The sequence below is a fragment of the Actinomyces sp. AC-20-1 genome, from assembly GCF_023369555.1.
In the GTDB taxonomy this organism is placed as follows: Bacteria; Actinomycetota; Actinomycetes; order Actinomycetales; family Actinomycetaceae; genus Actinomyces.
Genome location: NZ_JACJVC010000003.1, coordinates 184,741 through 199,845, shown reverse-complemented (window position 1 = coordinate 199,845; position 15,105 = coordinate 184,741). Strand labels below are relative to the sequence as shown.

At 67.9% G+C, this 15,105-nt stretch carries 12 protein-coding genes; 4 read left to right on the top strand and 8 right to left on the bottom strand.

The genetic code is table 11. From position 1 onward, the window contains the following. Positions 1–279 precede the first annotated feature (279 nt). The 6 genes from H6X67_RS03400 to H6X67_RS03375 form a co-directional block, all read right to left on the bottom strand. Complete coding sequence (locus tag H6X67_RS03400; RefSeq protein ID WP_249367480.1) at positions 280–1,044, bottom strand: iron ABC transporter ATP-binding protein; 765 nt, start codon at positions 1,042–1,044, stop codon at positions 280–282. Then, positions 1,041–2,108, bottom strand: coding sequence for an iron chelate uptake ABC transporter family permease subunit (locus tag H6X67_RS03395; protein ID WP_249367481.1), 1,068 nt, complete (start codon positions 2,106–2,108; stop codon positions 1,041–1,043). Before H6X67_RS03395 ends, H6X67_RS03400 begins: the two co-directional genes overlap by 4 nt. Next, positions 2,105–3,124, bottom strand: coding sequence for an ABC transporter permease (locus tag H6X67_RS03390; RefSeq protein WP_249367482.1), 1,020 nt, complete (start codon positions 3,122–3,124; stop codon positions 2,105–2,107). Before H6X67_RS03390 ends, H6X67_RS03395 begins: the two co-directional genes overlap by 4 nt. 23 nt (positions 3,125–3,147) lie before the next feature. Continuing rightward, complete coding sequence (locus H6X67_RS03385; protein WP_249367483.1) at positions 3,148–4,182, bottom strand: siderophore ABC transporter substrate-binding protein; 1,035 nt, start codon at positions 4,180–4,182, stop codon at positions 3,148–3,150. 207 nt (positions 4,183–4,389) lie between these two features. Beyond that, the gene (gene tkt / locus H6X67_RS03380) at positions 4,390–6,477 is read right to left on the bottom strand and encodes a transketolase (RefSeq protein ID WP_249367484.1); all 2,088 of its coding nucleotides are present in this window, start codon (positions 6,475–6,477) and stop codon (positions 4,390–4,392) included. A gap of 331 nt (positions 6,478–6,808) precedes the next feature. After that, positions 6,809–8,788 (bottom strand): glycoside hydrolase family 36 protein, encoded by a 1,980-nt coding sequence (locus H6X67_RS03375; RefSeq protein WP_249367485.1) that lies wholly within the window; start codon positions 8,786–8,788, stop codon positions 6,809–6,811. Positions 8,789–9,217: 429 nt separating this feature from the next. On the opposite strand from H6X67_RS03375, the gene H6X67_RS03370 reads away from it, so the two are divergent. Genes H6X67_RS03370 through H6X67_RS03355 form a run of 4 tightly spaced genes read left to right on the top strand, consistent with a single transcriptional unit; the run spans position 9,218 to position 13,410 of the window. After that, positions 9,218–10,498 (top strand): ABC transporter substrate-binding protein, encoded by a 1,281-nt coding sequence (locus H6X67_RS03370; RefSeq protein WP_249367486.1) that lies wholly within the window; start codon positions 9,218–9,220, stop codon positions 10,496–10,498. 40 nt (positions 10,499–10,538) lie between these two features. Continuing rightward, positions 10,539–11,465 (top strand): carbohydrate ABC transporter permease, encoded by a 927-nt coding sequence (locus H6X67_RS03365; protein WP_249367487.1) that lies wholly within the window; start codon positions 10,539–10,541, stop codon positions 11,463–11,465. A gap of 55 nt (positions 11,466–11,520) precedes the next feature. After that, positions 11,521–12,306, top strand: coding sequence for a carbohydrate ABC transporter permease (locus H6X67_RS03360; RefSeq protein WP_249367488.1), 786 nt, complete (start codon positions 11,521–11,523; stop codon positions 12,304–12,306). A 36-nt stretch (positions 12,307–12,342) separates the two neighbouring features. Then, a complete protein-coding gene (locus H6X67_RS03355; protein WP_249367489.1) occupies positions 12,343–13,410 on the top strand; it encodes a LacI family DNA-binding transcriptional regulator in 1,068 nt (355 codons plus the stop codon). On the opposite strand, the gene H6X67_RS12045 is transcribed toward H6X67_RS03355, so the two are convergent. Continuing rightward, complete coding sequence (locus H6X67_RS12045) at positions 13,334–13,726, bottom strand: ImmA/IrrE family metallo-endopeptidase (RefSeq protein ID WP_350337757.1); 393 nt, start codon at positions 13,724–13,726, stop codon at positions 13,334–13,336. The two genes, H6X67_RS03355 and H6X67_RS12045, sit on opposite strands and share 77 nt — an antisense overlap. 123 nt (positions 13,727–13,849) lie before the next feature. After that, positions 13,850–15,103, bottom strand: a complete 1,254-nt coding sequence (locus H6X67_RS03350) for an ROK family protein (protein WP_249367490.1) — start codon at positions 15,101–15,103, stop codon at positions 13,850–13,852. Positions 15,104–15,105: the final 2 nt, after the last annotated feature.

Below are 15,105 nucleotides of genomic sequence, written 5' to 3'. Positions count from 1 at the left end.
TGTCCCCCTTGACTGCGGACGACCTGCGTGCGCCGGGCTGCGCCGCGTGGAGCGGCCGTGTCCGCGATGACCGTTCGAGCGTAGGGAGGAGGGGGGAGGGCGCAGAAGACCTCCTAGGTACGTACGTACCTAGGAGGTCTGATGTGATGTGTGTTATGGCCAGTAAAACACTGGAATTTCAGCACCTGTAAGCGGCGGTGGGAGAGAGAACGTACAGATGTACCTCGGTGGATAGTGTGGTGTGCAGCCTCGCGCGATGGTCGACGCCGCTGCCCGGGCTCAGCAGGTGCAGGCCAAGGGCCCGCTGGGCCCCTCGATGACCGTCAGCGGCGTGCCGAAGACGTCGGAGAGGACCTCGTCGCGCATGATCTCGGCGGGCGTGCCGCTGTAGGCGACCGTGCCGTCCTTGAGGGCGACGATGCGGTCCGCGTAGCGCGCCGCGATGTTGACGTCGTGCAGCACCACGAGGATCGTGCGGCCGAACTCGAGGGCCGCCCGCTGAAGGTGCTGCATCATCTCCACGCTGTGGGCGATGTCGAGGTTGTTGAGGGGCTCGTCCAGCAGCACGTAGTCGGTCTCCTGGCACAGCACCATCGCCACGTAGGCCCGCTGGCGCTGACCGCCCGAGAGCTCGTCGAGGTAGCGTCCCTCGAGCTCGGTCAGCGCCAGGAAGTCGATGTAGCGGGAGATGACCTCATCGTCGTCGGCCGTCAGCCGCCCGTGCGAGTAGGGGAAGCGGCCGAAGCCCACCAGCTGGCGCACGGTCAGCCGGGAGACGAAGTGGTTCTCCTGGCGCAGGATGGACAGCACCTTGGCCAGGTGCGAGGAGTGGGTCGAGGACACGTTCAGCCCCGCCACGGTGATGACGCCCTCGTCCAGGCCCAGCAGCCGCCCCGTCATGGTCAGCAGGGTCGACTTGCCCGCACCGTTGGGGCCGATGAAGGTGGTGATCCCGCCGGCCGGGATGTCCAGGTCCACCGGCCCGATCCGCACGGTGGCGCCCGAGGAGGTGTAGACCTTGGCGACCTTGCTCAGGCTGATCACAGACGCCCCTTTCGCAGGATGACGACGAGGAAGGTGAGCCCGCCCACGAGCTCGATGATGATGGACACCACGCCCTGGGCGGAGAAGACGTGGTGCATGAGGAAGTAGGCGCCGGTGAGGACCAGCACCCCCAGGGACATGGCCATCGGCATGACGTAACGGTGGTCGAAGGTGCCCGAGAGCTGGTAGGCGAGCGTCGAGACGAGGAAGCCCAGGAAGGTCATGGGCCCCACCAGCGCCGTCGAGGTGGCCATGAGGACCGAGACCACCACCAGCACGGCCACGCTCCACCGCCGGTGGCTCAGCCCCAGGCTCGTCGCCGTCTCACGGCCGAGAGCCAGCACGTTGAGCCGCCGGGACCACAGGGCCAGGGTGAGCGCCCCCAGCGCCACCATGGGGAGCGCGATCGGGTAGTAGTCGGGGTCGGCGTTGTTGACCGAGCCGAACAGGCGCGCGGTGAGCACGTCGAACTCGCTGGGCGTCAGCAGGCGCTGCATGAAGGTGGCGACCGACCCCAGGCCGGCGCCGATGACGACGCCGAGCAGCAGCATGGCGTGCAGCGTGGCCCCGCGGCTGGTGAGCAGCCAGGAGTACAGCAGCAGGCACATGGCGACCATGAGCAGCAGCTGGCCCACGAAGGTCGTCGTCGTGCGGGCCGCGGTCAGGCCCGCAGCGCCCAGGAAGAAGACGGTCGATGTGTGGATCGTGCGGTACAGGGCCTCGAAGCCCATGATCGACGGCGTGAGGATCCGGTTGCCCGTCACCGTCTGGAAGGCCACGGTGGCCATGGCCTGGCACACGGCGACGACGACCACGGCGACGACGGCGTTGGCGCGCCGCTGCGCGATGAGCCAGAAGCCGCGCGTGCCGGGCTCCATGGGGTTGTCCCAGGCCAGCAGCCCGAGGCAGGACAGGAGGGCGAGCGCGCTCACCGCCAGGAAGGTCAGCCACCAGCGGCGCCGGGCGGACGCCGTCGGAAACGCCCCGGAGCCGTGGGGCTGGCCGCATCGTGCCGCGCGGGCGGGGCCGGCCGTCCGGGACCCCGGCGCGTGGGTGGTGCTCATGCGCCACCCCCTCGGGTACGGCGCACGATGAGTGCGGTGAAGACGGCGGCCCCGATGATGCCCAGGACCACCGAGACCGGCACCTCGAAGGGGGAGATGATCGTGCGGGCCACCAGGTCGCAGACCGTCACCAGGGCGGTGCCGGACAGGCACACCCACGGCAGGTTGGAGCGCAGGTCGTCGCCGCGGGCCATCGACACGAGGTTGGGCACGATGAGGCCCAGGAAGGGCAGGGAGCCGACGACGACGGTCACCACCCCGGTCGCCAGGGCGATGAGCGCGGTGGCGATGAGGAGCATCTGCCGGTAGCTCACACCCACGGCGGTGGCGACGTCCTCGCCCAGGCCCACGACCGTCAGCCGGTCCGCCAGGACGAAGACGGCCGCCACGGCCAGCAGGACCAGCCACAGCACCTCGTACTGGCCCCGGTACACCGAGGTGAAGGAGCCCTGGAACCACACGCCCAGGGACTGCAGGCTGTTGGTCTGCAGGGCCAGGAAGGTGGAGACCGCGCTGACGACCGCGCCCAGCATGATGCCCATGATCGGCACCAGCAGGGAGGAGCGCAGCGAGACCCGGCGCAGCAGCAGGAAGAAGACCATGGTGCCGATGAAGGCGAAGCCGACGGCGACCGCCATGCGGCCCAGGATGGTGGCGTGCGGGGCCACGACCATGACGGTGAGCAGGCCCAGGCCCGCCCACTCGGTGGTGCCCGTCGTGGTGGGCTCGACGAAGCGGTTCTGGGTGATGAGCTGCATCACCAGGCCCGACAGCGACATGGCGGCGCCGGCCAGGACGAGGGCGACCGTGCGCGGGACGCGCACTGTGCGGAAGATCTCCCAGCCGTCGTCGTGGGACAGGACCGAGTACTCGCCGGTGGCCAGGCTCAGGCCCAGGAGGGCGGTGGTCAGCGCCAGGGCGAGGAGGAAGGGGGCGCCCAGGCGGCTGCGGGTGCGTGCGGGGATGTCGCGTCCGGCCCGCAGTGGGGCTGGACGCGACGGTGCGGAGAGGGTCATCTCGGGTGGGAGGGGTGGTGGGCTCAGCCCTTCGCCCCCGAGAAGGCCGCCGCGATGGAGTCCATGATCTCGGTGTAGGTGATGATCGACTCGTTGGTGTAGGTGTCCGCGGGGGCGTAGACGATGTGGCCGGAGGCGACGGCCGTGACGTTCTGCAGAGCGGCGTTGCCGGCGATGACCTGCTCGGCGGGGGTGTAGCCCTCCTCGGCGGACTTGATGGCGGCGTCGCGGTCCAGGACGAGGATCCAGTCGGGGTTGGACTCGGCGATGGCCTCGACGGAGATGTCGTCGCCCTGGTGGTCGTCGGTGGCGCCGGCGACCTCCAGGGCCGGCTTGAGGCCGAGCATGTCGAAGACCGGGCCGAAGGTGCGACCCACGTGCGGGGCGACGTAGCCGATCTCGCCGCCGGAGACGTTGACGGCCATGACCGTCGAGGTGCCGTCGTAGGCGGTCTTGGCCTTCTCGGTGGCCTTGTGGAAGTCGTCCACGAGGGCCTTGGCCTCGTCCTGCTTGGAGAAGACCTCGCCCAGGCCGGTGACGTGGCGGACGAGCTCGGCGGCGAAGTCCTCGCCGTCGCGCGGCTCGAGGTCGATGAGGGGCGTGCCCTCGGTGAGGGCGGCGATGTCCTCGTTGTACTGGCTGAAGCGCTGGCCGGAGATGATGACGTCGGGCTCGGCCGCGACCAGGGCCTCGAGTTTCGGCTCGCGGTGGTTGCCGATGTCCGCCACCTCCTCGCCGTCGAAGGCGGTGACGGTCGAGGGGATGAGCCGCTTGGGGGCGGCCACCAGGCTCACGCCCCAGGTCGCCAGGATCTCGAAGGAGCGGTTGTCCAGGCAGGCGGGGCGCTCGACCGGCAGGGCCACCTCGACCTCGCCGGTGTTGCTGGCGATGGTGACGGAGGTCGGGACGGCGGAGGCCTCAGTGGTGGCGGCCGGGGCCTCGGTGCCGGCCGGGGAGGCTCCGGACGCGGAGTCGTTCGAGCCGGAGCAGGCGGCCAGGGTCAGGGCGGCGGCCGTGGAGGCGGTGAGGGCGACGAAGCTGCGGCGGGTGATGGGCATGGGACTCCTCTGGGTCATCGGGGTTGCGCTTAGGAACGTGAGAATATGTAAGGCTCTCCTAAGCGATATGGAACATACGAGACATTTTTATTGTCTGGCAAGTCCCAGTCCGGTGCCTGGGCGCCCGCAGGCTCGGCCCGAGCGCAATGCACGGCCCGCTCCGGAACGGATTCCGGAGCGGGCCGCGCGTGCGAGGTGTGGTGCGACTTACAGCTGGGCGAGGGCCTCCTTGGCCACGGCCGCGACGTTCTCACCGGTGAAGCCGTACTCCTCGAACAGGAGCGTGCCCGCGGCCGAGGCCCCGAAGTGGTCGAGGGAGACGACCGCGCCGCTCGCGCCGACGATCTCGCGCCAGCCCATCGCGATCCCGGCCTCGACCGAGACCTTGACGGCGTCGGCCGGCAGCACCTCGGCCCGGTAGGCCTCGTCCTGCTCCGCGAACCACTCCAGGCAGGGGGCGGAGACCACGCGGGTGGGGGTGCCGGCCTCCTGCAGGACCTCGCGGGCGGCGGCGGCGACGCCGACCTCCGAGCCCGTGGCGATGAGGACGACGACCGGCGTCGTGACCTCGTCGTGGCAGTCCGTGGCCTCCAGCAGCGTGTACGCGCCCTTCGCCACGCCCGCGGCGGCGGCCTGGGCGGAGGCCGTCACCGGAAGGTTCTGGCGCGACAGGACGATGCCGGCCGGGCGGGAGCGGCGCGACAGGATCGTGCGCCAGGCGGCCGCCGCCTCGTTGGCGTCACCGGGGCGCACGACGTCCAGGCCCGGGATCGCGCGCAGCGCGGCCAGGTGCTCGACCGGCTGGTGGGTGGGGCCGTCCTCGCCGACGCCGATGGAGTCGTGCGTCCACACGAAGGTCGTGTCCAGGCCCATGAGGGCCGCCAGGCGCACGGCGGGGCGCATGTAGTCGGAGAAGACCATGAAGGTGCCGCCGTAGGCGCGGGTGAGGCGGTCCAGGGCGATGCCGTTGAGGATGCCGCCCATCGCGTGCTCGCGGATGCCGAAGTGCAGGACCCGGCCGTAGGGGCCGTCGCCCTCCTTCTGGGCCAGGGAGGCGGGCAGGAAGGAGCCGGCCCCGGCGATCGAGGTGTTGTTCGAGCCGGCGAGGTCGGCGGAGCCGCCCCACAGCTCGGGCATGACGGCGCCGATGGCGGACAGGACCTTGCCGGAGGCCGCGCGGGTGGCGACTGAGGCGCCGACCTCCCAGGTGGGCAGCGCCTCGTCCAGGCCCTCGGGCAGCTCCTGGGCCTGCAGGCGGGCGAGCAGCGCTGCGCCCTGCGGGTTGGCGGCCTTCCACTCCTCGAAGCGGGCGTCCCAGTCCTCGCGGGCCGCGCGGGCCCTGGCCGCCGCGTGCTCGCGCGTGTAGCCGAGGATCCCGGCGGTCTGGAAGGAGGCCTCCGGGTCCAGGCCGAGCACCTCCTTCAGGCCCGCGACCTCCTCGGCGCCGAGCTTGGCGCCGTGGGAGCCCTCCGTGCCCTGCTTCGTGGGCGAGGGCCAGGCGATGACCGTGCGCAGGCGGATGAGGGAGGGCCTGGTCGTCTCGGCGCGGGCGGCGACCAGCGCCTCGTGCAGGGCCGTGTAGTCCTCGGCGTAGCCGGTGCCGCCGTTGGTCCAGTCGACGTCCAGGACCTGCCAGCCGTAGGCCTCGAAACGGGCGGAGGGGTCCTCGCCGAAGGCGATGTCCGTGTTGCCCTCGATGGAGATGTCGTTGTCGTCGTAGATGGCGATGAGGTTGCCCAGCTCCTGGGTGCCCGCCAGGGAGGCGGCCTCGGAGGTGACGCCCTCCTGCATGCAGCCGTCGCCCAGGACCGTGTAGACGTAGTGGTCGAAGACGGACTCCCCGGCCGGGGCGGCGGGGTCGAGCAGGCCGTGCTCGAAGCGGGCCGCCATGGCCAGGCCGACGGCGTTGGAGAAGCCGGCGCCCAGGGGGCCGGTCGTCGTCTCGACGCCCTTGGTGTGCCCGTACTCCGGGTGGCCGGGGGTCAGGGAGCCGGCGGTGCGCAGGGCGGCCAGGTCCTCGATCTCAAGGCCGTAGCCGGCCAGGGCGAGCTGGGCGTACTGGAGCATGGAGGCGTGGCCCGCGGACAGGACGAAGCGGTCGCGGCCGAGCCAGCGGTCGTCCGCCGGGTCGCCTTTCATCTCGTACTGGTAGAGCAGGTAGGCGACGCCCGCCAGCGAGATCGGGGTGCCGGGGTGGCCGGATCCTGCCTTCTCGACGGCGTCGGCGGCCAGGGCCTTGGAGACGTTGATGGCCGTGAGGTCGTCGTCGGTGAGCGCGAAGGGCTCGGTGCTCATGCAGGTGCTCCTTTGTGATGAGGCTGTGAGGTCGGTGGGCGGGGGTGTGGGGCCGCCGCAGGGTCTCGGGCCGATCCTCCCCCGGCGGTGGTGCGCTGGGCAACGGCGGCTGTGTCGCCGCGGCCCCGCTGAGCCCTGAGTCCTCGTGCTGAGCCCTGAGCGGCAGGCGCAGGGCTCGACACTCACGGGCTGTGCGCGGCTCGCCCGGGGGCGCTGGGAGGTGCTGAAGACCGTACCGGACGCAAAAGTAGCACGTTCAAACAAACGGGGTGGGTGTCCGCGTAGGCTTAAGCAGACGGAGCCGCCGATCTCCTGAGGGCGTGTCACCGTATTACTTCGCCAGGCGGATGATGCGCGCGCTCTCGCGGGCGGACTCGAAGTCGATGTCGAGGCACCCGGACTCGCGAAGCCACGTGAGGGTCCAGGGCTCAAGGCGTGCCGGGTAGAGGATGCTCGGTGCAACCTCTGTGCCGATGAGCGATGCGAACGGCAGCGTCACGCCGGAGACCGCGGTATTGCGCTTCCACACGTAGATGAGCACCTGATCATCCGTCTGCGTCGCCAGGACGACAACCGGCGCCTCCCACTGAGGCAGACCGATCGGCCAGACCGGGACCGACTGTGCCTGGTGGCGGATGATCTCGGGGTAGAGAGCGGTGCCCTCCTGGATGAGCGCCATCTGCTCGGCCGACATCTGGTCCAGGTGCCCGGACAGGTAGAGCCGTCCAGACAGCCCCGTGACCATGTTGAACGCGATCTGCTCGGCGTCCATGCCTCCGTGGCCGTATGACCAGTTGCCGGCTTGTTCCGGTGCCATCGCCATGGGCGCCGCCGCAGCGATGGTGGGGTACATCCGGTAGTCCTGCTGGTCCGTCGTCGACTGCAGGTCGTAGTGGGACAGGACCATCGGATCCATGCGCTGGGCGCCGGAGGAGCACGCCTCGAAAATGACGTGAGGGTAGCGTCGGCGCAAGTGACGGAACCACCTCAGGTGCGTGCGAGCATGCTCAAGCAGGCCGTCGCCGCAGCTTGAGGCGTCAGTGTCCGGACCGGCGCCAGGAGTGACGTTGTAGTCCCACTTGAAGTAAGAGACGCCGTAGTCCTCGATCAGACGTGAGAACACGGAGTCGAGGAGCTCCTGGGCGTGTGCTGAGCGAAAGTCGACCAGGTAGCGCTCGTGCTCGACGATACGCACGCCACTGCGGTGCATGAAGACGTCCTCGGGGAGCGTCTGCGCGAGCGGGGACTTGACCCCGATGACCTCGGGCTCGATCCAGAGACCGGGCTGCATGCCCTTGGAGCGGATGTGGTCGAGAACCCCCAGCAGTCCGGCGTCTCCAAAGCGGTTCGTTGACGGCATCCACTCGCCGACGGAGTCCCACCAGTACCCGCCGTCGTCGTACCAACCCGCGTCAATGCAGAAGTACTGAGCCCCCGCCACCGCAGCGGCGTCGATCAGCGGGAGGAGCTTCTCCGTCGTCGGATCTCCCATCAGAGCGTTCATGTAGTCGTTGAAGACCAGTGGATGTGCGGCATCGGCGGTTGTCGGGATGTGGGACAACCGCCGATGCCGGGTCATCTCCGCGACTGCGGAGCCGAGGCCGTCGTGGCCGAAGGCGAAGGACACGGGGACGGTCTCGAAGGACTCTCCTGGCTCGAGCTGCTTGAGCCAGGAGTGGTGGAGCTCGTCAGGGCCCTGGACCGTCAGGGTGTACCAGTCGCTGCGTTCGTGCTGGGCGTTGATCTCCCAGCGCCAGGGCCCATTGACCTCCATCTGCCACAGCACGGCGTGCCGCGTGTCGGAGCACTCGAGGCCGGCAACGGGAACGTGCTCGCCGGAGGACCAGGTCGAGGTGCTCTGCTGAGCGAAGAGACCGCGCTGCGCCTGACCGTGGATGCCCGGGTGGATGTCGATGAGGGAGTGCTGTGACTTCAAGGGGGTCGCGGCCCAGCGGCTCTCTCCGCACCACTCGTTGCGTGCGGTCCAGACGCGGGTGCTGGCGACGGGACCGAGATAGCCGGACAGGCCGCTGAGAGAGAGTGTGGACACCGCCTGAAGGGAGACGGGGGCCGGACCCTCGTTCGTGACAGCCGTCGTCGCCTGCCAGGCGTTGACGCCGTGGAAGCGCCGGAAGGAGGTGGCCGCTGTGAGTCCGGTGACCGGGTCCTTCTGCGTCACGGTCAGGGTGGTGCCGGCCTCGTCGCTGAGCTCGGACGAGGAGACGAAGCGCATGCGCTCGGCGACGAGGGAGCGGTCAGTCCGAGTGTTCGTCAGGGCACGTCCCTCGCCGACGGCGAGAATCTCGTTCATTGACCGGGCTGAGCACTCGTGGCTGGGAGTCGGCGGTGCCGAGACGCCGGCGCGGACAGGCTGGTCGTCGTCGTACGAGAACGTCAGGGTGCCGGGGCCGGAGCCCCAGGTGAGCTGGACCATGTCGTGCCTTACTTGTGGAGTTGGGTCGTCCTGATTGAGATACGTACGTCATCATCGACGCACCTACCGGCGTGCGCATGATCGTACGATCTTGAAGCAGAATTAGACAGCAAATAGACGCTTATCCGATGTCTGATGTTACGAATGGATGTGCAGCGTCTCACTTTGGTGCTTGACTCGACTTGATCTGAGGCGCAAGATGATGAACGTCAATCATCAGTTGCTGCACCGGCGCAGCAACGGCGGACATGGTGTCCGACCCCATGAGACGCACGACTTCAATGACGAGCACACGGAGGAATCCCCATGAAGCGAAGGACAGTCTTGAAGCTGGCGGGAGGCGCTGCGGCAGCCTCATTCCTCCTGGCAGCATGCGGAGGTCGTTCGTCGGCCGGTGACGAGGCCGGTGGGACGACGATCGAGCTGTGGACCGCGTGGACAGAGGGGGCTGACACCGCCCTTGCGCTCAAGCAGAAGATCAAGGAGTTCGAGGAAGCCACCGGTTACACGGTGAACCAGACCAACTTCACGTACGACATGCTCCACGAGAAGCTCATCGCCTCGGCCGCGGGCGGCAACCTTCCGGATGCTGTCTGGGGCCTGCCCGAGTACGTCGGTGAGTTCGACAAGATGGGCATCCTCGCAGACCTCTCAGAGGCGTGGGAGGCCTGGGAGGACAAGGACAAGGTCAGCGACGCGATCAAGGCGACGATGACCATCAAGGGCAGGATCATCGGCTTCCCGTATGAGACCACCGCCCGTGCCTACCTCGTGCACGACGATGTCATCGGACAGGCGGGCGTGACTGTCCCCAAGACCTGGGACGACGTCCTCGCTGTGGGAACCAAGGTCGAGGACGCCACAGGCTCCTCATTCTTCGGTGTCGCAGGCACCGGAGTGCGGGCCCCGCAAGAGCTTCTTGTCTACCTCGCCCAGTATGACCTTGATGTCGCCTCCGAGGTCGATGGAGGCTACCGCAACACCTGGGTCGACAACCCTGACGAGCTCGCGAAGGCGGCGAAGGTGTTCGACTTCTACGGCGACCTCATCAAGAGCGGTGCCGCCTCGCCGAACTCGCCGACCTATGGCTGGGAGGAGACGGACGAGAACTTCGCCACCGCGCTGACCGCAACGTATGTGAGCGGTAACTGGCTAGCTGAACGAGAGGCCTCCAACCCGGAGGCCATGAGCGATGTCTCGGTCCACCCGATCCCTTACCCGAAGGACGGAAAGCCCGCCACGTACATCGAGTGCAAACCGCTCATGGTCATGGCCGGATCGCAGGCGCTCGAGGCGGCCACCGAGCTCTCTCGCACGTTCGCGTCCACCGAGTGGCAGACTGCCGCCTTCCCGGACCGGTCCGCGCTCAACGATGTGCAGACTGACACCAAGTGGTCCACTGACTTCTCCGCCCTCCTCGACACGGGCATCAGCTATCCCCCCATCACCCTGGCGGCCGTCACCCAGGCGATGATCGACGCGCTGGCGATGAGGCTTCAGGAGGGCAAGGACTCGACAGAGGTGGCCACGTGGCTGTCCGGGGCGATCAACACGGCGCTCGAGGAGTCTGGCGACGCTCCCGCCTGAGGGGTGACGCCGACTCGTCTGTGCCGAACAGGTGTCGCTGATGCCCAAGGCGGACAAGGGGGAATGGATGCACGGCCCCCGCCACCGTGCGAACAACAGGTTCGTCACGCTGGTTCTCATGCCGGCCTGGATATTCCTGGCTGTGCTCATCGGCTATCCGTTGGCTAAGGTCCTTGTTGACGGGTTCAGCTACTCGAACCTCATCGTCCCGACAGTCAGCGGATTCGCCGGCCTGGAGAACTACACGGACGTCCTCGAGGACCCGCACTTCCCTGGTGCTGCGAGGAACTCGATCATCTGGACCCTCGGTTCTGTCGTGGGCGAGTACGTGCTGGGACTCGGTGCCGCAGTGCTGCTCAACCGCAAGATCAAGGGGCAGGGAATTTTTCGAATGCTCACCTTCATTCCCTGGCTCGTGCCCATCATCGTCGCCGGCATGACATGGGAGTGGATGCTCAACCCGGACTTTGGCATTGTCAACGCGATCCTTGTGCGCGTCGGTGCTCTTGACGCGCCGATTAACTTCCTCGGATCTGCGGCGTGGGCCATGCCCACGGTGATATTCGTCAACGTGTGGAGGAGCTTTCCGTACTACACGATCACCTTTCTCGCTGCTCTCCAGAGCATCCCCGAAGAGATGCGTGAGGCGGCGCAGATCGACGGGGCGGGTTCTTGGATTGCTTTCTGGCGAGTCATCTTCCCGCAATTGAGGTCGCCTTCACTCATCATCGTGTTCATGCACCTGATCTGGACGGCTGTGAACTTCGACTTCATCTGGGTCATGACCCAGGGAGGGCCCAACTACGCCACCATGACCCTGCCGCTGCTCATCTACCGGTACTCGATGCAGGACTTCAATGTCGGAATGGCGTCGGCGCTGTCGACTGTCATGCTGATGGTGACGACCCTCCTGTTCGTCGTCTACTACCGCTTGCGACGGAACCTCAGTGAAGAGATTGTGGGGTGAGACGATGAAGAAGCGGCGTCTTATTGGCGACGTTGTCGCCTATATCCTCCTCATCGTGCTCGTTGTCTACAGTGTGTTCCCGTTCCTCTGGATGGCCCTGTCTGCGCTCAAGCCTCGCGACGAGATCCGTGCGCGCGTCCCGAGCCTCACTATTGACCATCCGACCCTGGACAACTTCCGTCGGGTGCTCTTCGACCACGGGTTCCTCACCTACATCAGGAACAGTCTCCTCGTGTCGGCCGCGGCCTGCCTGCTCGCACTCGTCATCGCCGTCTTTGCGGGCTACGTCTTCAGCAGGTTCTTCCGCCGGAGGTCGGTGAAGTACACCAATGTCTTCATGCTGCTGTCCCAGATGATCCCCGGAGTGCTGCTTCTCGTCCCGCTGTACATCACGATGAGAAACCTAGGGATTCTCGAGTCCCATCTGTCCCTCATCCTTGCGTACACGACCTTTGTCATTCCCATGTGCACCTTCATGCTGTCGAGCGCGTACGACTCGATTCCCGTCTCGCTTGAGGAGGCTGCGGAGATCGATGGGTGCAGCCGCGTACAGGTCATGCGCCGTGTGGTGCTCCCGGTGATGACTCCCAGTATTGTCTCGGTGGGGCTCTACGCCTTCATCAATGCGTGGAACGAGTTCATGTTCGGTTACATCTTCATATCGACCGAACGTCTGCGCACCATCACACCTGCGATCATGCTGTTCAAGGGAGCGAACTCCATCGACTGGGGTGGTCTCATGGCTGCCTCCGTGCTCGCCGTCCTGCCAGTGGCACTCATCTTCCTGTTCCTGCAACGATTCTTCATGGCCGGCATGATGAGCGGAGCAGTCAAGGGCTAAATCGGTTCAGGACCGGTAAGCGCGTACGGTGGGTAGGTGCTGGATTCCGTGAAGAGACCGACCATCGCAGACGTCGCCCAGGAGGCCGGGGTCTCGACCGTCACCGTGTCGCGCGTCCTGGCCGGCTCAGACCAGGTGAGTGAGGCCACGACCCGGAAGGTCCGTCGTGCCATCGACGCGCTGGGGTACTACGGGAACTCCGTTGCCCGTCAGCTCGTCTCGGGGCGCCCCGAGACCCTCGGAATCGTGACCACCGACACGATTACCTACGGCTATGCCCAGACGATCTCAGGTGTCGAGCGCCAGGCGCGTGACGCTGGGATGTCATCGCTCATCTGCGTCCTCGACCTCGGGGACCACGAGCGTGCGGATGATGCCGTGCGGTCCATGCTGGGACACCCGCTCGCCGGTGTCGTCATCATCGATTTCGATGCTGATGCCCACCGCGTGATCGGGATGCTGCCGACATACATGCCGGTCGTTGCGATCGGGGAGCCGCATACGGTCTCCTCCTCCGAACGTCCCTATGTCGCCTTCGATGAGTACGAAGGGGCGCGTGCGCTGGTGAACAGGCTCATTGAGCTCGGGCACACGTCCGTGTTCATCATCGCCCAACCCAACAATGACCCACCGGAGCGCCGGTCCGTCGGGGCTCTTGATGCCCTTCGTGACGCCTGTCTGCCAACTTATCCGGTCTCACGGTGCCAGGAGTGGTCCCCTGAGGAGGGGCGGCGTCTGTGCACCCACATCCTCGAACGTTATGGCGAGGCTGTGACGGCGGTGGTCTGTCCCAACGATGAGATCGCCGTGGGTGCGATGCGCGCCGTGGCGGATGCCGGTCTACGTGTTCCGGAGGATGTCTCCGTGACAGGCTTCGACGGAGTTCCCATCGGTGCGCAGCTCAGCCCGAGCCTGACGACGGTCCGACAGGACTTCGTCCTTGCCGGACGTCAAGCTGTTGACCTTCTCCTGGGCCATCACGATGCCGCCGATGGTGGTCCGCCCCACGCCGAGATCCATCCCGAGGTCATTGAGCGTGAGTCGATCGCTCCACCCAACCCGGCACGTGGTCTGCGTCGGGCGAGCGCTGACCTACGCTCCTGAGCGGAGGGGGATGGGGGCGGGCCCGTTCTGTCCCGGTCCCACCGTGCTGCCATGCCTCTCGTAGAGCCGGCTCTGGAATGAGGAAGGTGCGCGCAAACCGGTCCATAAGGGGCTCGACATCGCCCACTCGGGAGTGGGAGGCCACTCGCCAGTCGATGGTGTAGTCCTCCTGGACAAGATGGTGGCTGAGCTCGTGCGCCAAGGCGAAGCGCCTTCCTCCGACCTTCCGGTGGCTGTTGACAAGGCGCCCCTGCCATCTTCGAGTACGACAGTGCCGGCCGGCGGTGTCCGCCCGAGGGCCATGGCGAAGAACCACAGTCCGAGAGTGCTGAGCCTCTCGGCGAGATCGGGTACTGCGGAGACCTCGTCGAGGCGGAGCAGGTTGCGGGCCGGCCGGGAGAGACCTACGAAAGCGGGCCGACGGTGCCGGCGGAGCCGCTCAGTCGGCCCGCATCCAGGCGACGGGGTCGGCGACGACCTGCTCGAGCAGGGTCCAGGCGGCGCCGGTCGCCCCCGGTATCTGGTCGCCGTCGGCCTGCACCACCTCGGGGACGGACCAGGAGGAGGCCAGCACCCGCTGGCCCAGCTCCTCAGTCAGCAGCGGGCGCAGGATCCGCGTGAGCGGGGCGAGGTGCCCACCCAGGACCACCACCGGGATGTCGAGCAGGTTGATCGCGCCGCCCAGGCCCACGCCCAGCGCGTGCGCGGCCGCCTCGACGGCGGCGACCGCCTGGGCGTCGCCGGCCTCGTAGGCGGAGACCAGCGTCTCGGGGGAGTCGTCGTCGGCGAGGCCCGCGGCACGCAGGATGACGCGGCGCCCCGCATAGCGCTCGAGGCAGCCCCGGTTGCCGCAGGAGCACAGGGGGCCCGCGGGGTCGATCTGCACGTGCCCGATCTCCCCGGCGAAGCCCGAGGCCCCGATGATGACGCGCCCCTCGCGCACGATCCCCGCACCGATGCCGTTCTCCCCGGACAGGTAGATGTAGGAGGGGTGCTGGTAGGCGGAGGTGGGGCGCTCGCGGCCCACGGTGAGGGCGCCGAAGTTCGCCTCGTTGCCCACGAGCAGCCCCAGGCCGGCGGGCGCGAGCACGGGGGCGAGGTGGTCGGCCGGGCGCACCTCGGACCAGCCGAGGTTGGGGGCGCGCAGCAGGACTCCGTCGCTCACGAGGCCGGGCAGTGCCAGCGCGGCACCGACGAGGCGGGCGCGGCCGACGGCGCCGAGCGCGAGGACGTCGGCGAGCAGGCGGGACAGGCGGGTGAGCACGACGGCGGGGTCGGAGCCGGCGAAGTCGTCGAGGACGATCCTCTCAGCGAGCATCTCGCCGGACAGGTCGATGGCGCGCACCGCCATGTGGGTGACGTTGACCTCCAGCCCGAGCGCGACGAAGGTGCCGTGCGGTGGGGCGAGGGGGACGGCCGGGCGCCCGGGGCCGGTGGCGGGCACCGGGGCGAGCTCGGCGAGGATGCCGGCGTCGACGAGGTCGTCGGCCAGGCGCGAGGCCGTCGAGCGGGTCATGCCGGTGGCGGCCGCGACGTCGGCGCGGGAGATCGGCTCGCGGGAGGACAGGACCTTCCGGGCGACGAGCGCGAGGTTCGCCGTGCGCAGCGTGGACTGGCGCGCTGACGCGGTTGCGGGCGGAGTCGAGGCGGACGGCGCCGACATCGGTGTCGGGGTCCAGTTGCTGGTGACCACGG